General features: G+C 43.2%; 18 protein-coding genes, 1 pseudogene and 1 riboswitch. Of the genes and pseudogenes, 6 read left to right on the top strand and 13 right to left on the bottom strand.

The features are described from left to right. Positions 1-111 precede the first annotated feature (111 nt). From MOB98_RS07815 to MOB98_RS07805, 3 genes are read left to right on the top strand one after another with little or no spacing between them, the layout of a single operon-like run. Positions 112-2,514, top strand: coding sequence for an EAL domain-containing protein (locus MOB98_RS07815; RefSeq protein WP_268367053.1), 2,403 nt, complete (start codon positions 112-114; stop codon positions 2,512-2,514). 36 nt (positions 2,515-2,550) lie between these two features. Continuing rightward, positions 2,551-3,486, top strand: a complete 936-nt coding sequence (locus tag MOB98_RS07810) for a Ku protein (RefSeq protein WP_268362415.1) — start codon at positions 2,551-2,553, stop codon at positions 3,484-3,486. 3 nt (positions 3,487-3,489) lie between these two features. Then, the gene (locus tag MOB98_RS07805) at positions 3,490-5,325 is read left to right on the top strand and encodes a DNA ligase D (protein WP_268367052.1); all 1,836 of its coding nucleotides are present in this window, start codon (positions 3,490-3,492) and stop codon (positions 5,323-5,325) included. A 76-nt stretch (positions 5,326-5,401) separates the two neighbouring features. Here MOB98_RS07805 and MOB98_RS07800 read toward each other — a convergent pair whose 3' ends face one another. Next, positions 5,402-6,415: a glycosyltransferase family 2 protein gene (locus tag MOB98_RS07800; RefSeq protein WP_268362654.1), complete on the bottom strand. Its 1,014-nt coding sequence runs from the start codon at positions 6,413-6,415 to the stop codon at positions 5,402-5,404. A gap of 12 nt (positions 6,416-6,427) precedes the next feature. Next, on the bottom strand, positions 6,428-8,122 hold the full coding sequence (locus MOB98_RS07795) for a DUF6044 family protein (RefSeq protein WP_268362652.1): 1,695 nt from the start codon (positions 8,120-8,122) through the stop codon (positions 6,428-6,430). 195 nt (positions 8,123-8,317) lie between these two features. On the opposite strand from MOB98_RS07795, the gene MOB98_RS07790 reads away from it, so the two are divergent. Beyond that, positions 8,318-9,130 carry a metallophosphoesterase gene (locus tag MOB98_RS07790; RefSeq protein WP_268362649.1) on the top strand — a complete coding sequence of 271 codons (813 nt, stop codon included), beginning with the start codon at positions 8,318-8,320 and terminating at the stop codon, positions 9,128-9,130. A gap of 27 nt (positions 9,131-9,157) precedes the next feature. On the opposite strand, the gene MOB98_RS07785 is transcribed toward MOB98_RS07790, so the two are convergent. Then, the gene (locus tag MOB98_RS07785) at positions 9,158-9,709 is read right to left on the bottom strand and encodes a YkoP family protein (RefSeq protein WP_268362646.1); all 552 of its coding nucleotides are present in this window, start codon (positions 9,707-9,709) and stop codon (positions 9,158-9,160) included. Positions 9,710-9,800: 91 nt separating this feature from the next. On the opposite strand from MOB98_RS07785, the pseudogene MOB98_RS07780 reads away from it, so the two are divergent. Further along, positions 9,801-10,939, top strand: a pseudogene (locus tag MOB98_RS07780) (MGDG synthase family glycosyltransferase). On the opposite strand, the gene MOB98_RS07775 reads toward MOB98_RS07780, so the two are convergent. The 3 genes from MOB98_RS07775 to MOB98_RS07765 form a co-directional block, all read right to left on the bottom strand. Next, positions 10,936-11,400 (bottom strand): MarR family winged helix-turn-helix transcriptional regulator, encoded by a 465-nt coding sequence (locus MOB98_RS07775; RefSeq protein ID WP_003232536.1) that lies wholly within the window; start codon positions 11,398-11,400, stop codon positions 10,936-10,938. The pseudogene MOB98_RS07780 and the gene MOB98_RS07775 overlap by 4 nt on opposite strands. A 134-nt stretch (positions 11,401-11,534) precedes the next feature. Then, positions 11,535-11,717: a stress protein gene (locus MOB98_RS07770; RefSeq protein WP_268362330.1), complete on the bottom strand. Its 183-nt coding sequence runs from the start codon at positions 11,715-11,717 to the stop codon at positions 11,535-11,537. Between the two features lie 87 nt (positions 11,718-11,804). After that, entirely contained in the window at positions 11,805-11,960 is a 156-nt protein-coding gene (locus MOB98_RS07765; RefSeq protein ID WP_003218545.1) for a hypothetical protein, read from the bottom strand. Positions 11,961-12,153: 193 nt separating this feature from the next. Between MOB98_RS07765 and tnrA the strand changes: the two genes are divergently transcribed. Beyond that, on the top strand, positions 12,154-12,486 hold the full coding sequence (gene tnrA, locus MOB98_RS07760) for a MerR family transcriptional regulator TnrA (RefSeq protein WP_003232541.1): 333 nt from the start codon (positions 12,154-12,156) through the stop codon (positions 12,484-12,486). 42 nt (positions 12,487-12,528) lie between these two features. On the opposite strand, the gene mgtE is transcribed toward tnrA, so the two are convergent. From mgtE to ykoG, 7 genes are all read right to left on the bottom strand, one after another. Further along, positions 12,529-13,884, bottom strand: a complete 1,356-nt coding sequence (gene mgtE / locus MOB98_RS07755; RefSeq protein WP_268362327.1) for a magnesium transporter — start codon at positions 13,882-13,884, stop codon at positions 12,529-12,531. Positions 13,885-13,901: 17 nt separating this feature from the next. After that, positions 13,902-14,024, bottom strand: a complete 123-nt coding sequence (locus MOB98_RS07750; protein WP_010330178.1) for a hypothetical protein — start codon at positions 14,022-14,024, stop codon at positions 13,902-13,904. Positions 14,025-14,116: 92 nt separating this feature from the next. Then, positions 14,117-14,283: riboswitch (M-box (ykoK) riboswitch) on the bottom strand. A gap of 107 nt (positions 14,284-14,390) precedes the next feature. Next, complete coding sequence (locus tag MOB98_RS07745; protein WP_003218541.1) at positions 14,391-14,528, bottom strand: transcriptional regulator SplA domain-containing protein; 138 nt, start codon at positions 14,526-14,528, stop codon at positions 14,391-14,393. Between the two features lie 81 nt (positions 14,529-14,609). Further along, entirely contained in the window at positions 14,610-15,125 is a 516-nt protein-coding gene (locus MOB98_RS07740; protein ID WP_268362325.1) for a PepSY domain-containing protein, read from the bottom strand. A gap of 92 nt (positions 15,126-15,217) precedes the next feature. After that, on the bottom strand, positions 15,218-15,898 hold the full coding sequence (locus MOB98_RS07735) for a PepSY domain-containing protein (protein ID WP_268362323.1): 681 nt from the start codon (positions 15,896-15,898) through the stop codon (positions 15,218-15,220). Continuing rightward, the gene (gene ykoH / locus MOB98_RS07730) at positions 15,895-17,259 is read right to left on the bottom strand and encodes a two-component system sensor histidine kinase YkoH (protein ID WP_268362320.1); all 1,365 of its coding nucleotides are present in this window, start codon (positions 17,257-17,259) and stop codon (positions 15,895-15,897) included. Before ykoH ends, MOB98_RS07735 begins: the two co-directional genes overlap by 4 nt. Positions 17,260-17,262: 3 nt before the next feature. Continuing rightward, on the bottom strand, positions 17,263-17,949 hold the full coding sequence (ykoG, locus tag MOB98_RS07725) for a two-component system response regulator YkoG (RefSeq protein WP_268362317.1): 687 nt from the start codon (positions 17,947-17,949) through the stop codon (positions 17,263-17,265). Between the last annotated feature and the right edge of the window lie 45 nt (positions 17,950-17,994).

Raw genomic sequence — 17,994 nt, 5'->3', positions numbered from 1 at the left:
AACTAAAAATAGATCTCACATGTATTTCTATGGACTTACAGGCTGAAACTCTGCGGTTAAGCAGCCGATAATATAGAGAGCCAACAAGACTTACACAGGGGGAATCTCCATTTGGAAATACACGCAACGTATAATACGACGCTTATATGTTTATCTATTCTTATTGCCTGTGCCGCATCGTACACTTCCCTTGAAGTCTCAAGGAAAGTCACCATCAATACAGGCTTAAAAAGCAAAGTTTGGCTGATCAGCGGCTCACTTATTATGGGATTCGGAATTTGGTCAATGCATTTTGTCGGGATGATGGCCGTCCATACGGAGATGCCGCTGCAATATGAATTCTTTCCTTTAATAGCATCCATAGGCGCATCTGTTTCCGGATCATTTGTCTCATTATATTTTGTCAGCCGGCACATTCTTACATATTACAGACTGCTTACTGGATCAGTTGTGCTTGGCGTATCTATTGCATCTATGCACTATATCGGAATGGCTGCCATTTCCCGGGTAATGATTATATACGAACCGATTCTTTTTACAGTTTCCATTATCATTGCGATTGCAGCATCTTTCGTCTCGTTAAAAATATTCTTTGACTTGGCCATGAAAAAACATTCTGACCATCTTATGTTCTATAAAGTCATCAGCTCGCTCGTGATGGGAGCAGGTATTTCTGGCATGCACTATACGGGAATGCTTGCGGCAACTTTCCACATGGACATGGCACCGCCCCGAAGCCATATGGAGGTCCATACGTTTCATTGGTCTATTTTTGTTGCGTTAATCATTTTCAGTATTCAGACACTGTTATTATTCAGTTCCCATGCCGATCGAAAGTTCGTTAAACAAAGCGAACGCATAAAAGATAACGAACAGAGATTTCAGTCTTTAATCGTCCACAATATTGACGCAATTTTTATTTTGTCGTTAGAAGGAAACATTATATCTTCCAATCATGCTGGTGAGGATATGATCAGAACATTTGGCTTTAGCATGCACGATTTGAGAAATTATACATCGCAGAAGATTAAGCGCCTCTTTGAGCAAGTCAAAACAGAAAAACAAGCCATTAACAGTGACAGCGATCTTATCACAGAAAAAGGGCAGTTTCACTTAAATATTACGCTTATACCTGTTGAAGTCAATCAAGAGCTTGACAGCATTTATGTCATTTGCAAAGACGTGACAAAGCAGTACAGGGCAGAAAAAGAAATCCATAGAATGGCTCATTATGACTCACTCACAGATTTACCCAACAGACGGCATGCCATTTCGCACTTAACAGAGGTAATGAATCGTGAGCATACCTTAAACAATAGCACCGTTGTATTCTTTCTGGACTTAAACCGTTTTAAAGTGATTAACGATGCATTAGGGCATAATGTTGGCGATCAGCTGCTTCAGCTGGCGGCTAAACGTCTGTCATCAGTTGTGCCTGATAATGGATTTATCGCCCGTCTTGGCGGAGATGAATTTATTATTATATTGAAGGATGCCAATACCGGAACAGGCGAAGCAGATGTTTTAGCAAGAAAAATTATCCAAAAATTCAAAAAACCATTTAAGATTCAGGATCACACGCTTGTTACATCTGTCAGTATCGGAATTGCGATATCGCCAAAAGACGGGACGGACGGTCTTGAATTGATGAAAAAGGCTGATATGGCAATGTATGCCGCTAAAGAACGAAACAAAAGCAAATACAGATACTATTCTTTTTCAATCGGCAACAAGGAAACCGTCAAGCTTAACCAAGAGATGGTACTCAGAGAGGCCATAGAAAACAATAGATTTGTCTTGCATTATCAGCCGCAATTCAGTGCAAAAAATCAAAAAATGACAGGTGCAGAAGCGCTGATACGCCTTGTTACACCCGATGGGCGGCTTCGTCCGCCCGGAGAATTTATCGGTGTTGCCGAAGAGACGGGTCTCATTATTGATATCGGAAAGTGGATAATTGATGAAGCATGCAAGCAGGCAAGGGCTTGGTATGACAAAGGATTTGACCTCTCTGTCGCCATTAATATTTCTGCAAGACAGTTTCAATCTGAAGATCTGATTCCCCTGATCAAGGATACGCTAATGAAATATCAGCTTCCTCCGCAACTTCTGGAAGTTGAAGTGACAGAAAGCATGACAATGGACAATCTCGATCACTCCAAGAAGGTTTTGTCTTCTTTAACGGAATTAGGAATCAGAATCAGCATTGACGATTTCGGAACGGGACACAGCTCCCTTAGCTATTTGAAGGACTTTCCGATTCACAGGCTGAAAATCGACAAATCGTTTATCGACGATATTCAGACCCATCCGAAATCAGAGCAAATTACCGGAGCGATAATCGCGATGGGCCATCAGCTGTCTTTGCAGGTGATTGCTGAAGGTGTAGAAAATTCCGCTCAAAAACAGCTTCTTTATGAAAAAGGCTGTGATCATTTACAGGGCTACTTGTTCAGCAGGCCGATACCGCCGGAACAACTCGAACAATTACTTCTCGAACAGCCGCCGCTATAAGGCGACGGATGTTTTTTTACCCATAAGTTGCTACACATGAATCGCCCTTCCCCACTTCACACTAAAGAAAAAAAGGGGTTTATCGATATGCATACAATGTGGAAGGGATCGATCAGTTTCGGATTAGTAAACATCCCCATCAAGCTATATGCGGCCACTGAAGATAAAGACATTAAGCTGCGCAGCCTTCATAAGGAGGATCATGCGCCAATCAAATACGAAAAAATTTGCACAAATTGCGAAAAAACGCTCGGTCCTGATGAAATTGTAAAAGGATATGAATATGTAAAAGGCAAATATGTAGTGCTGACAGACGAAGATTTAAAAAGCTTAAAGCAGGAGCATGAAGAGAAGGCGGTTGAGATTGTTGATTTTGTTCAGCTACAGGAAATTGACCCGATTTATTTTAACCGCTCCTACTTTGTCGGACCCGGGGATAACGGCACGAAAGCCTATACCCTGCTGCGCGAGGCGCTGCGCTCAACCGGAAAGATCGGCATCGCCAATATGACAATCAGGTCGAAGCAGCAGCTGGCCATTCTCCGCGTTTATGAAAATTGTATCGTCATGGAGTCTATCCATTATCCGGATGAGGTCAGAAGCGCTGCTCATGTCCCGGGTGTACCGGATCAATCGAATGTAAACGATAAGGAACTGCAAACTGCTATCACATTAATAAATGAGCTGACGACTGAGTTTGAGCCTGAAAAATATGAAGACACGTACCGGCACGCCCTGCTGCAAAGAGTCAACGACAAGCTTGAGAACAAAGAAACAGCGGTCACTCCTGATAAAGCGCCTCCTCGTGAAGATGTCATTGACCTGGTCAGCGCCCTGCAAGCCAGCATCGACCGGACCAGAAGGCCGAACCGGGAAGCACCAGCAGCAGCACCAGCACAACCCGCTGAACCGAAAGGAGCCGGAGATAAAAAACGAAAAACGACAAGAAAAAAAGCCTCCGGCACATCATAACCCATGGCATTTACGATGCAGCCCGTCCTTACTTCGACACCGCCAATAGGAGCAGAATGGCGCTACGAAGTGAAATATGACGGGTACCGCTGTATTCTCCGCATCCATTCGGCAGGTGTAACCTTAACCAGCAGAAATGGCTTGGAGCTTAACAGCACCTTCCCTGAAATCACACATTTCGCCAAAACCGCCTTTCAGCACATGGAAAAAGATCTTCCGCTGACACTTGATGGCGAAATCGTATGGCTGGTGAACCCTTGTCGTGCAGATTTTGAACACCTTCAAGTGCGGGGGCGTTTAAAAAGGCCGGAAAAGATTCAGGAATCTGCAAACGCGCGCCCTTGCTGCTTTCTCGCCTTTGATCTGTTAGAGCGAAGCGGAGAAGCTGTATCCTCTCTTTCGTATCTGGATCGAAAAAAGTCGCTGTTTGATCTCGTGTCTGCGGCAAAGCTTCCTGCATCTCCAGACCCTTATGCTAAGGAAACCATTCAGTATATCCCCTGCTATGATCAATTTGATCCGATTTGGGAGAAGGTGATCAAGTATGACGGAGAAGGAATTGTAGCGAAGAAAACAAACAGCAAATGGCTTGAAAAGAAGCGGTCGTCCGATTGGCTCAAATATAAAAATTTTAAACAAGCTTATGTTTGTATAACAGGGTTCAACCCCAATAATGGATTTCTGACGGTCTCTGTGTTAAAAAACGGCGTAATGACACCGATTGCCTCTGTCTCACACGGAATGCGCGATGAAGAAAAAAACGCCATACGCGAGATAATGGAACAGCACGGACATAAAACACCGTCGGGCGAATTTACGCTTGAACCATCGATTTGTGCAACCGTTCAATACTTAACGATTCACCAAGGCACATTAAGAGAGGTATCGTTTGTCGGTTTTGAATTCCATATGGACTGGACTGAATGCACGTATGCGCAAGTCATACGCCGCTCAAAACCGGTCCATCCAAAGCTTCAGTTCACAAGCCTGGATAAAATCGTATTTGAAAAGAATAAAAAAACAAAAGAAGATTTTATCCAGTACATGATTGAAGTCAGTGACTACCTGTTCCCATTTCTGAAAAGCCGTGCTGTCACCGTCATTCGGTATCCGCATGGATCAAGAAGCGAATCATTTTTCCAAAAAAATAAGCCGGACTATGCGCCGGATTTTGTTCAATCGTTCTTTGACGGAAGCCATGAACATATCGTCTGTGAGGATATGTCTACATTATTATGGCTTGCCAATCAGCTTGCTTTAGAGTTTCATGTTCCTTTTCAAACCATAAAAAGCAGACGTCCGGCTGAGATTGTCATTGACTTGGACCCGCCTTCACGCGATGATTTTCTCATGGCCGTGCAGGCCGCAAATGAACTGAAGCGGCTGTTTGACTCCTTTGGCATCACATCGTACCCGAAGCTGTCCGGCAACAAGGGCATCCAGCTTTATATTCCCTTGTCCCCAGAGGCGTTTACGTATGAAGAAACACGGCAATTTACACAGCTGATCGCAGCGTACTGCACCAATGCGTTTCCCGAGCTCTTTACTACAGAACGCTTAATTAAAAACAGGCATGGTAAATTGTATCTCGATTATCTGCAGCATGCAGAGGGAAAAACGATTATCTGCCCTTATTCGACAAGAGGAAACGAGCTCGGCACTGTCGCGGCACCGCTCTATTGGCACGAGGTACAAACATCCTTAACACCCGCTCTGTTTACGATTGATACTGTCGTTGATCGGATTAAGAAGCAGGGCTGCCCATTTTATGATTTTTACCGCAACCCGCAAGATGAACCACTTAGCGCCATTTTACATCAGTTGAAGAAAAAGAACTGACTTTCACAGAATGTGACGGGCGTGATGATCAATCGACACACAGAAAGAGCTGACTGATTAAGTCAGCTCTTTCTGTTTAACTATACTTTTTTTCTAACCGCTCTTTTTCCTGGCGCTGGAGCGGGCTCATCGGCTCATTATACAAATCAACATCAATTGCATATTTCGGCCGTCTTTTCACTTCAGAAAAAATCGTTCCGATATACTCTCCGATGATCCCGATTCCCATTAATTGCAGCCCGCCCAAAAACCATATGGAAATGATGAGCGACGCCCAGCCTGCATTTGTATGGCCGAGCAGCTTTTGAACGAAAGCGCCGATTCCTGCCACAGCACTGACGAAAAGTAAAACAAAACCTAAAAGCGTAAAGAATCGAATCGGGGCGACACTGAATGATGTTATCCCGTTAAAAGCGAATGATAGCATTTTTTTAAGCGGATATTTCGTTTTACCGGCAAAGCGTTCCTTGCGGTCATATAAGACTTCAGCTGATCTAAAGCCGATCATGGGAACAATGCCTCTTAAAAACAGATTCGCTTCCGGATAGCGAGCGAGCTCTTCAAGCGACCTTTTATTCATTAACCGAAAATCAGCATGATTATAAATTAATTTAATTCCAAGCTTATTCATGAGGCGATAAAACCCTAATGCTGTCGTGCGCTTAAAAAAGGTATCGGTTTTTCTGCTGCGGCGGACACCGTAAACAATCTCGCAGCCTTCATGATACTTCAGCATAAAATCCCGGATTACAGAGATGTCGTCCTGAAGATCAGCATCAATCGAAATGACGCAGTCTGATCTGTTTTTCGCTTTATGCAGACCGGCTAAAAGCGCTTTTTGGTGTCCGACATTGCAGGCTAATTTTAAGCCGGTAATCTTCTTGTTTCTTATGCTTTCCATAGCAATCAAGGACCATGTGCGGTCTTTGCTGCCGTCATCGACAAACAGAATTTTACTGTCTTCAGCGATTAAATTTTCTTCAATTAAGCCGTCTACAACCTCTGTCAGCTGACGGCTTGTCTCCTGAAACACTTCCTCTTCATTGAAACACGGAACGACGATGGTTAACACTGGCTGTGGCTGTTTCAATCGATATCCTCCTTATCTTGTCTCATATAAATAAATGCGCCAGGCGGAATCTTTATGGTCAAACGTCTTGACGAGCGAGAGATGGTTTTGATCGGCATTCATGATCGGAACTGAAGAAAAAATGTAACGCCCGCCCATTTCTTTAAATACATCTGTGTTTAATTCCAAATTGTTGATCGTTTTCTTCGAGTTCTTTTTAAAATCATATCGTTTGCCAAGTTCATCCACGAAAAGATAGCAGCGGCTGCCCCATTCATCGAAATACCGTTTCAGCCGAGCGTTTTTGTCCAGCTCTTTTTCGATGATTTTTCTAAATTCATACTTATATGAGAGCGGATACAGGTTGTTATACGTATCTAATGTATAAAACCCGTTATATTGGGCGATAGACGGATGCAGCCCAATGCTTGCCACCCTGTACGAATCCTGCGGACGCCCGATATACTCCTTAATCTCTTTGAATTGCTCAGACGCATAAAACTCCCGGAATGTTGGCGCATTGTAGTGAACGCCATACGTATATTCTTCATTAAAAGGCGCCAACACCATCAGCTGTGCAGCCACAGCGGCATATACAAGCCATTTCCACCCTCTTCCCATCCGCCAAATGAGATATAAAGCAAGCGCAAAGCTCACGTATATGACAAGCGGCCGCAAGAAATGAAAACGGGCAAAATTAAATTCTGCTAAAAAGGCAAATTTCTGCTTTGGCACCGCCCATATTTTGTTGAACCAAAACGCATACCATAATGACAGTGCGTAATTAAGCACACATAAAAACAGATAAACATTTTCTGACTTTGTCCTGTTTCGCTTGAACAGCACAGCTGCAAATACAAGCAGCAGGATCGGCAGGATGACAACAGTGTGAACGGTCATCACATGATTATGGCCATAGACAAAGTTTTTTACGGATAAACGAAGAGAATGCCAAACGTCATGCCTGGATGAGATAAATTCAATCCGATGCATCGGCGCATGCGAAAACAGCATCGAATAAACGAGCCGATACTCGACGAAAAGATAAATACTTGTCATGAATGCAATACTGCCCAGGAACATCAAATTCCATCTTCTTTTTGTAATGGCATCATACAGCCAAAAGCATGCCATTCCTGCCAAGAAAAAGAAGAAACCTAATACAAAACTAGAATATAAGGGCAGCAAACCAAGCGTCAACCACTCTCTCCATGTGATATCCCCTTTTCGGATATTCAAAAAAGCCCATAATGCCAAAGGATATCCAAGCGTACTCAGCATTCCCGAAGGCCAGAAAGGTGTTAAAGCAAATGCCAGCGATACGCCAATTCGAATGAAAGCCGCTTTTGGTTCAGGAATCACATGTTTCTTCAGCAGCACATACATTCCCAAAAAAGCGACAAGTCTTGTAATCGTCTGGCTTATGGCATAGGCGGTCATGGAAGAAAAGAAAGCGTGCAGCCAAACAATTCCGCTCAACTCGGTGCCAAAGGCATCCCGCGGCAGCCCGTTAATGATTTGCGGAATGGCGGCGTCAACCTTGCCGACGATTTCTCCGCTATCTGCGAGAACCTTGTACCAAGCGATATTGGAATCTAAATTATCGTGGACGCGAATATGGGCATCTTCCTTTAAAATAAAAAGCGGAGATACATACAGCAAAAGAAGAAATAATGCGATCCAGAGATAATATGTTTCTTTTTTTTGTTGTCTCATTAATCGTAACATCGCTTACACATCCATCTGTTATTCTGACTCATATCCGGCATGTTCTGCCTCATGTGTCAAAATTTATTATCCCTTTTCCCTTCCAAAACATTCATGAGATGACAATCCATTTTTTAACCTGTCTCTTACCCATTAATTCCCGCTATCCATAGGTCTGGATTACTTACTATACTGATAGGAGGGAGGGGATATATGTTGTTTACAATCTTACTTTCATTGGCCGTACTCTTATGTGTGCCATTTATCTATAAAGCGAACCGCAATACAAAAGATGTTAAGGTCAACACCATTTCAATCGATCAAAAAGACGGCCTTCCAGCCAGAAAAAAGTTAAACATCCTTCATTTATCAGATCTTCACTTAGAAAACATTTCTGTTTCACCTGAAGAGCTTTATCATTTAACAAACAATCAGCCTGTGGACATCATCGCGCTGACCGGGGATTTTCTGGATCGGAAACGCAATATTCCGAAGCTGGCAGGCTACTTAAACGCATTGCAAAAGCTGAAGCCTGCATATGGTATGTACGCGGTGTTCGGTAACCATGATTATGTATTGAAAGATAAGGACTTTCAAAGATTGAAGCGTGTATTAGAGGAAAACGGCTGTATTACGCTGCAAAATGAACATGTTCAAATCGAGACGTCTGCAGGGCCTGTCAATATTATCGGCATTGATGATTACAGCACGAATCGCAGCAATATTACCAGCTCTTATCAAAATCTAGAAAATGGCTATCATCTTGTTTTAACACACGACCCAAACATTATTCTGGATATGAAAGATGTTCATTTTGACTATCTGCTGTCAGGCCATTTTCACGGCGGACAAATTCACTGGCCTAAACCGTATCATTTGGTGAAAATGGGCAAGCTTGTTCGAATGAACATGATTAAAGGTCTTCATTATCACCACGATAAACCGTTTTATATTAGCGAAGGGTTGGGACAAACCGGTGTGAATATCCGTGTCGGAAGCCGCCCTGAGGTAACATTTCATCAGATATAATCAAAAAAGACTGTGCTGACCAAGGCATCAGTCTTTTTTTTGATAAGTTTTCTGAAGCTTTTCTTTGGAGATAAACAAATAGGATGAATTCGGTAAATGCCGAAAGCTCACTGGCTTTGAAGTGAGATATAAAATCGGCAGATGGGTTATCTTTTTAAAGCATCTGTAAAAAGGATTGACCGGGGCGACAACATCAAAGCCCAGCCTTTCCACACCTTTGTCAAGCATGGTAATTCCCACAATCCCTTTAATTTTTTCACTTTTTTTATGATTGTTGATGTATTCCAATAATATCGGCATCGATTGATATACTTTTTGATAGATAATGATCCCCTTTCTGACTGCACTCTCAATGCTTTGCAGCTCCCTGATCAGCTTAATATTATGCAGGTGAATTTTAAGTAGGACATCATTTTTTCTTATATGCGTTCCGTCGCTCAGCACGACATGATGCCCTTTGTATTTCGTCAGCCTGACTCGAAAGACACTCTTGCGATCTTTGTCAATCAAGGTCAGCCTTGAAAAAAAGAAATATATCGGGTCAATCACTCTCCAAATGGAAAGGAAACAGGTTTTCATCTCTTCACCTTCCTTATGATCAAAAACACCCTTATATTTTGTCAACGTTCTCCCCAAAATATAGTTGCCATATTTTTTAAGGAGGACCGTCATGAAAAAGATTCTCATCTTTCCTTTTTTAAGCATTTCTACCGGACATCATCATGTCGCCGATGCCCTTCAGGCAGAATTGGAGGCTCAAGGACTGGCATCTGAGAAAATCGATATCTTTTCACACGCGTATAGACGGTTAGAAAAACTATCCTCCGAGACATATTTAAAATGGATTCAATATTTCCCGAAAACGTACAGCGGCATTTACAGGCTCCTTGCCTGCGGAGAATACCAGAATGACAAACGCTATACCATGTACGAGTGGCTATTCACACAGCAAATGAGGCAGATCCTTAAAGAAAAACAGCCTGATATCGCTTTCTGCACACATGCGCTGCCTTCTTATCTGCTGAACCGGCTAAAACCTGAATATCCGAATATGACGGTTGTAAATGTATACACTGATTTTTTTGTGAATCAATTATGGGGACGGGAGAACATTGATTATCATTTTGTTCCGATCATGGATGTCAAGAAGCGGCTCATGTCTGAAGGAATTGATCAGAAAAGCATCTACTTGACCGGTATTCCCGTTCACCAGATTTTTGAAATGAGGACAGCAGACACCTGTCCGCATCATCCGCCATACACCATCATGATCACAGGCGGCAGTATGGGAGTCGGCGGGATTCTAAAATGGGTTCAGGATCTGTCGCCAGGCGGAAATATCTTATACAAAATATTATGCGGCAGGAACGAAAAGCTCTACTGCTATGTCAAAAGTTTACGCCACCCTTTTATTGAGCCGATCCCCTATCTTCACAGCAAAGCAGAAATGAACCGTTTATACGATCAGGCGTCAGGCATTATGACAAAACCCGGAGGCGTGACCATCAGCGAATGTTTGCAGAAACGGCTTCCGGTATTTATTTATCATGCGCTGCCAGGCCAGGAGGAAATGAATTTGAAGCTGTTAAAGGAGCGGAAGCTTGTCACAGATATGAGAAACTGGGACATGCAGAAGGCAGAAGAGCAGATTGCGGCATTTTTTCAATCGAATGAACAGGTGAAAGAATACGAAAAACACGTCAATAAATATCTTGGTGAAATATCTGATCGGAAGATTGAGGATGTTTTAAAAAGGATCACATGAAACAAAAAAACACTCTCCTGAAAACGGAGAGTGTAACATGTTAACGAAACAGCAAATGCTGGCTGTGAATGCCTGCTTTCTTCAACAGGACGATCAGCTGGTCCTGTTCATCAGGCGAAAGGCCTGAAAATGCTCTCGCAATACGCAGTGCATGAATCGGATAAATTTTATCCAAATATTCATTTCCCTTGTCAGTTAAGTGCGCGTAAACGGAGCGTTTATCTTTCGGGTCCTGCTCCCTTACTAAAAACCCGTTTCTTTCTAATTTGTCAATAACATATGTGACGTTTCCGCTCACAAGCAGAAGTCTCGACCCAATTTGCTGTAATTTTTGCGGGCCTCTTGTGTAGAGAAGCTCCAGCACAGCAAACTCAGTCGGATTAAAACCGTGCTCTTTGCTGTCACGGATACTATGTTCAGACACACTTTTGAAAGCCCTTGCAAAAACTCTGTACAAATTCATCGCACGCTCAACTTCTTCTTCGTTAAACGATAATCTCATCATATCTACCTCGTAATATAGGATTTTTATAAAAAAATAATGAAAACCCTTACATATAATAAGAGTTCAGTCCCTTACTATACGTATTCGCGCTAATTCGAGAAATTCCTTCTGAAAACAAAAAAAATCCTTATACATTATCTTGTATAAGGATATCTTTTGTGATCTGCGATGCCGCGGAAGAAATACGCGTATTCCTTTCGCAGTTCGGAAATCGTCATTTTGTTCATTACTTCTTTATTATAAACTCCGATTTGAAAAAGTTTTTCTGAATAGTGGCTGCGTTCTTTTTCTAAAGCGGATTTCAATAAATTACTCATAGCGTCCTCCTTCATTTTGAGGTATCCTATACACAAGATACTCTATTTAAATGAACGTGGTATGAATCTAATGTAAAGAATTTATGTTTACGAAGATTTTCGGTAGAGTCCGTTTTGAACCGATCGCAATAATTGAAAAGCATGTTCTCCGGCAAGCTGCATAAACGTCTCCAGCATTTCATCACGCTTAATATCCAACTCGATAATTTCTTTTGCCAGTGAGACCGCTTTTTCTTCCTCCATGATTATCCTTCCTCCTCATTTATTCGTTACATAAAGGATAAAACGCGCTTGTGTGTTACGCATTATTCTTGTTAATTTTTCTTCCGCATTTTTTCAAAAATCTTCTATTTCATGTTAGAAAATATGACAAGCGTCAGGTTTTTTCTCTTTGTTTTTTATATACTATTATCAAAAGACATCCAGGGGTGGAAAAATGACCACAGAAGATCATTCTTATAAAGACAAAAAAGTGATTTCAATCGGGATTGTGAGTGAATTGACAGGATTGTCCGTAAGACAGATCAGGTATTATGAGGAACGGAAGCTCATTTATCCGCAGCGTTCTTCAAGGGGCACGAGAAAATATTCTTTTGCCGATGTAGAGCGCCTGATGGATATCGCCAATAAGCGTGAAGACGGCGTACAGACGGCAGAGATTTTAAAGGATATGCGTAAAAAAGAGCAGATGTTAAAAAACGATCCGCAAGTGCGGAAAAAAATGCTGGAGGGGCAGCTTAATGCTCACTTTCGGTACAAAAACCGTTAAATGATAAAAGTCCGACTCGCAATTGAGACGGACTTTTTACGTTTATAATGAGTGTATGAATGCAGTGGCAATGCCAAAGTAAATTAATAAAGACAAAATATCGTTTAACGTTGTAATTAGCGGTCCTGAAGCGATCGCAGGGTCTACTTTCAGCTTGTGCAGAATGATAGGGATAATTGTTCCGGACATCGTGCCGATAATTAAAGTAAAGAGCAGTGAAGAAGCGACAACGAATCCCAAAAGCGCATTCCCCTGCCATAAAATTGCGATAATCGCAATCAGAACAGAACAAACCGCCCCGATATAAATACTTGTTCTGAACTCCCGGAAGATCAGGCGTACAATCGTTTTTTTGTTCATCTCTTCTTTAGATAGCCCTCTGATGACAACCGCGAGGGATTGTGTCCCTGTATTTCCTGTCATTCCAGACACCATCGGCATGAAAAACGCCAGTGCGACAACCTGCTGCAGCGCATCTTCAAAATAACTGATAATGCTTCCTGAAATCAGGCCGATAAACAGGAGCAAAATCAGCCAAGGCAGGCGCCGGTACGCGGCCACGTATGCCTTTGTGTCAAATGTGATATCCTTACCGGAAGCGGCAAATTTTTCGTAATCCTCATCTGCTTCCCGAATGACGACGTCGATAATATCATCGACCGTTACAATGCCGACAAGGACATTGTTTTCTTCCACAACCGGGATCGCCAGGAAATCGTACCGTTCAATCAGGCGTGCTACCTCTTCCTGATCCTGAAGGGCGCCTGCTGAGATAACACGGGTAAACATTAAATCCTGCACCTTTTCTTCAGGTTCGCCCAGAATCAAATCGCGGTAGGAAAGAACGCCCACCAGCTGTTTGCTGTCATTGATGACATATAAGTAGTTGATCGATTCAGCGATTTCGGCAAAGCTTTTCAGTTTGATGACTGCGTCTTTGACTGTATAATGCTGAGGAATCCATACAAACCGGTTTGTCATCATGCGTCCCGCTGAGTCCGCCGGATAATTCATCAAAAGCTGGACAGCTTTTGACTCTGACGCTTCCATGCTGGACAAAAGCTGTTCCTTCAGTTCCTCGTCCATTTCATCAAGCAATTGAGCGAGGTCATCGTTGTCCATTTTGTTCATTGCAAGTGTTGCTTTTGTTTTTCCGACTTTATTTAAGACGGCAAGCTGAAATTCGCGTTCCAGCTCTCCGATCATATCAGTGATATCTTCCACAGTTAAGTAAGATAAATAGCGGGCGCGGTGTTTTTCCGGCATTTCTTTAAAAATAAATGCCATATCATAGGGCTGAAGCTCATCAATCACGCTTCTGAAATCCCTGATTTTTCCGTCTCGCAGTAAAATAATGATGCGTAATATGAGTTCGTCATAGGTCATGTTTTGAACCATCGGGACTCGTACCTCCTCTACGGAGACGTGCCGGCCTCGCCTGAAGGTGCGGCAGATCGTCTCCTCATCGTGTAATCAATTGTCTTGCTGTCATAGTATATGGGTACTTCTTCAGATTGACTCGAATGGGGAGAATCCATACTCCGCACCTCCTTTTGTACATTTCGTTTTAAAGGCATAAAAAAAGCCTTCGGGATTGAAGGAGAAAGAAGCACGGCAAAAAAGCGTGCGGGAGCGCCTTCAATCGTAGAGCTTTAGCACTGTATGGCATAGGATCAATCATCCAGCTGCGTTAAAAATCACCTTATGTCGATGATTTCTGTTGACCCATTGGCGTCTTTGGACATTTTTGGGCAGCAGCGTATCTCCATACAGGAGCCTCACCTAACGAAGTTCCTAATTGAATTGACACACTGAGATTACAGAAAAAAACAAGCTGTGTCAACTCAAAAAAGTAATTAATGCGCTTCCATCACCATTACGGAACAAAATAAGGGCCTAAGCCCTTATTCTGTTGTTTGCGTCTCATCATCCTCAGAGAGTAAATGATATGTTTCATGAAGAAATAAAGCGTATTCTCCTTCCTTCGTCGGATGTGGTACATATTCAGCCTGATTGATGTATTGCTCCTCTTTCTTTTCCATGCGTTTCGCCTCCTTTTCTATTTAGTTTGTCCAATAGAAGGTTTCTTATCATGAAAAAACCCCGCTGCTGCGGGGTTTTGATTAGTCGTCTATCTCCTGCTTAATGATATGTCCATCCTTTGCAGAGATTTCGTACTCTGCCTCAGTTCCCTGTTTCGTTTTGATCTCAATTTCATAGATGTAAACACCGTCGTCTTCGTCAAGCTTGCTTTCTGTTACGGTTCCATCTGTTTGCTTTAAGGCAATCTCTTCAGCCTCTTCTTTTGTCATTATGACTTGTTCTGCTTTCTCTTTTAACGGGTCATTGAGCGCCTGTTTTGTCTTGATATCTACATAAACGTCGTAGCCTTCACCGTCTTTTTCAATCTCTACTTCATAGACTTCTTTACCGTTGTACATGTCTCTGTCGATGTCATCCACTGTGCCGTCAACAACCGTTTTGGCAATCGATTCTGCTTCCTGTTCAGTGAGTGCACCAGTCTTGGCAGAAGCCGTCTGTGTGTTTCCATTGTTTTCTTTCGCAAACGCGTTGTAGCTGAACCCGCCAGCCGCTACGCATCCTGCTAAAAGGCCAACCATCCATCTTTTCTTCAGCATATGTGATTCCTCCTTTGTTTTTGTATGTGTACAGTTTACATACTCAACATGAAAGGAAAACGAGAGAAAGATGAGAATTTGATGAGAAACCGTCAATCTTCATACACAATGTTCGCAATTTTTCCGGTGTAGGCATTGATTTTCACTGTTGCTTCCTTATCTTCCGGAAGATCAACATCCACTTCAAAGATGAGAGTGCCCTCACTTTCTTCCAGATCAGCGTCCTCCGCTGTTCCGCCCGTTTCTCGCTCAGCAATGGTTTTGGCTTCTTTTTTCGTAATCGGTGTTTTTTGTTGATCTTTACTGCTGATTTGATCAGCAGACACGACTGCTCTTGCCACCATGTCTACCTTCACTTCGTATGTTTTTCCGTCTTCTTTTTGTATGGTATATGTGGCGACACGATTTTGTTGTGTTTGTTTTTTAACGGTTCCCGGCACCTGCTCAAGTGCTAGATGCTCGGCTTCTTTTTCTGTCATGGCAGTTGGCTTCATCGCTTTTACTCTGTTCATCGAAAGAATGTCTGCCGACTTTGCATCCGCCTTTATAAAATACGTCCCCTTAGGATTTTCAAGAGTCAAGTCATAGGTTTTGTTGTCCTTTGATTGTGTTACTTTCGTGATCTCGCCTTCATAAGAGGCTTCGATTTTTTTTACGATAGCCTCCTTTGACAGGACGTCCTCGTGGGTTTGCCGAATGATAAGAACTGCACAGATGATGACGGCTAAAACCGCTGCTGCCGCAGCAAATACTGCTTGTAATGGTTTGTTCATCGGCCTCCCCCATTCTGTTCTTTGAATTGCATGGTCACAGCTGTTCCTTGTCCCGGCTTGCTTTTTACACTCAGCTCAATGCCGTGCTCATCGGCGATGTGCTTGGCAATGGAAAGGCCTAAACCCGTCCCGCCTGTTTTTCTGTTTCGTGCCTCATCCGCCCGATAGAACCGTTCGAACAGGTGCGGGATATGCTCCTCAGGGATTCCGATGCCTTCATCCCTCACTGACAGAAACGGCCGTCCATCCTTCGTTCCGGCTGACATCACAATGGGTTTTTCACTATACTTTATGGCATTATCGAGCAATATGGTCAGCAGCTGCTTGATGCGTTCTTCATCAGCAGTTACAAGCAGGCTCTCCTTATTTGTTTCAAGCAAAATGTCACGCTGATAGGCGGACTGGAGCGTTTGCATGACGGCGCGCGACACTTCAATCAAATCGATTGTTTTCAGATCAAGCTCGAGTCCTTTATGGCTTTTTGCCAGCGCCAGCAGCTGATTGGTCAGTTTCTTCATATGCACCGCTTCTGAATGAATGGCATCTATCGATTCCTCAAGCACTTCCGGTTTTTTTGCCCCCCACCGCTTCATCAGGCTGCTGTAGCTTTCTATAATGGTGAGCGGAGTTTTCAATTCGTGTGAAGCATCCTGAACGAACTGCTGCTGTTTATCGTAGTGCTCTTTCAGCATCATCGCCATCTCATTAAATGTCAGCCCCATTTGATATAACTCGTCGTGAGACTGCCCTTCCAATGAAATCGTTTTGAATGCTTTCTCCCGCTGTATGTCTTTCATTGTCACCATTAAGCGTCTGATCGGATTGATGATACGGCGGGCAAGCAAGCTGCCGGCAAAAAAAGAAGCGATACAAACAGCAGCACTTGCAGCGATTAAAATGATTTTCAGCAGAAACAGACTCTCTTCTGTGTTCTCAAGCCTTTCAACCAGCTGAAGAGAAACCACTTGTCCATCAGTCCAAATAACCGGAACAGCAGCCTCAGCAAACAGCTTGCCGTCATGTTTTCTTACATCTGCCGTTTCCCCGCTGTGAAAAGACAGGGGAAATTCTTTATATGCTTTTTCCTTTGTCATGGTCATGACGGCTTTTTGATCACCATTCACTACACGGACCATGCCGTTTGCCGGAAGATAAGCCTGCAGCATGTCCTGCAAAGCCACTCCTTCTGTTTCAGCTGCATGCAGTGCTTCAGAAATGTTATCCGTCTCAGCTGCAAGCCGGGCTGCATCCTTTGAGGTCAGCGCAGATGAAAAAATGAGATAGACTGCGGTATGGACCAAAATTAATAAAATCAACAGCGATATTGATGTGTACAGATGAATCTTGGTCTTCAGCTTCATCGTTTACCCCTTAATGGCATAGCCGACCCCGCGAACGGTATGGATCAGCTGTTTTTCGTAAGGATAGTCAAGTTTTTTTCTGATGTATCTGATATAAACATCCACGACATTTGTATCACCGATATAATCAAATCCCCATACCGAGTTTAGAATCTGCTCCCGTGTCAGCACCTGTTGCGGATGCTTCAGCATATAGACGAGCAAATCAAATTCCCGGGGCGTTAATTCCACCTCTTTATCTCCGCGTCTCACTTCACGGGTTTTTTCGTTCACCCGCAAGTCGTCATATGTAAGATAGGTGCCGATATCTTCTGTTTTTGTTCCGTTTTGGCGCAGCGCCGCCCTGATTCTCGCAAGCAATTCCTCGATTTCAAACGGCTTTGTGACGTAGTCATTCGCGCCGATATCCAGCCCTGTTACCTTGTCAGGAATGCTGTCGCGAGCCGTTAATAAAATGACCGGTGTCTGCTGATCCGTTTTTCTCAAGCGGCGCAGCACTTCCAATCCGCTCAATCCCGGGAGCATGACGTCAAGAAGCACCAGGGAATACCCGCCTTCCGCGGCGGCATTCAGTCCTTCTGTGCCGTTGTGTTTGATGGTGACGCTGTATCCTTCATATTCCAATTCAAGCTGAAGCACCCTGGCGATTTTTTCTTCATCTTCCACAATTAATATGTTCCCTTTTTCCAAAAGCGATCATCCTCTCCTATCCCAAAATGAAAAAAATGATTTCAT

The organism is Bacillus sp. N13C7, assembly GCF_026790065.1.
In the GTDB taxonomy this organism is placed as follows: Bacteria; Bacillota; Bacilli; order Bacillales; family Bacillaceae; genus Bacillus.
This window is presented reverse-complemented; position numbering and strand designations above follow the sequence as displayed.

Coding starts and splice junctions, on each gene's coding strand:
- MOB98_RS07810 (WP_268362415.1), top strand. CDS start 2,551: ATGAATCGCCCTTCCCCACTTCACACTAAAGAAAAAAAGGGGTTTATC.
- MOB98_RS07805 (WP_268367052.1), top strand. CDS start 3,490: ATGGCATTTACGATGCAGCCCGTCCTTACTTCGACACCGCCAATAGGA.
- MOB98_RS07795 (WP_268362652.1), bottom strand. CDS start 8,122: ATGTTACGATTAATGAGACAACAAAAAAAAGAAACATATTATCTCTGG.
- MOB98_RS07785 (WP_268362646.1), bottom strand. CDS start 9,709: ATGAAAACCTGTTTCCTTTCCATTTGGAGAGTGATTGACCCGATATAT.
- MOB98_RS07775 (WP_003232536.1), bottom strand. CDS start 11,400: ATGATGAGATTATCGTTTAACGAAGAAGAAGTTGAGCGTGCGATGAAT.
- MOB98_RS07770 (WP_268362330.1), bottom strand. CDS start 11,717: ATGAGTAATTTATTGAAATCCGCTTTAGAAAAAGAACGCAGCCACTAT.
- MOB98_RS07765 (WP_003218545.1), bottom strand. CDS start 11,960: ATGGAGGAAGAAAAAGCGGTCTCACTGGCAAAAGAAATTATCGAGTTG.
- tnrA (WP_003232541.1), top strand. CDS start 12,154: ATGACCACAGAAGATCATTCTTATAAAGACAAAAAAGTGATTTCAATC.
- mgtE (WP_268362327.1), bottom strand. CDS start 13,884: ATGGTTCAAAACATGACCTATGACGAACTCATATTACGCATCATTATT.
- MOB98_RS07750 (WP_010330178.1), bottom strand. CDS start 14,024: ATGGATTCTCCCCATTCGAGTCAATCTGAAGAAGTACCCATATACTAT.
- MOB98_RS07745 (WP_003218541.1), bottom strand. CDS start 14,528: ATGGAAAAGAAAGAGGAGCAATACATCAATCAGGCTGAATATGTACCA.
- MOB98_RS07740 (WP_268362325.1), bottom strand. CDS start 15,125: ATGCTGAAGAAAAGATGGATGGTTGGCCTTTTAGCAGGATGCGTAGCG.
- MOB98_RS07735 (WP_268362323.1), bottom strand. CDS start 15,898: ATGAACAAACCATTACAAGCAGTATTTGCTGCGGCAGCAGCGGTTTTA.
- ykoH (WP_268362320.1), bottom strand. CDS start 17,259: ATGAAGCTGAAGACCAAGATTCATCTGTACACATCAATATCGCTGTTG.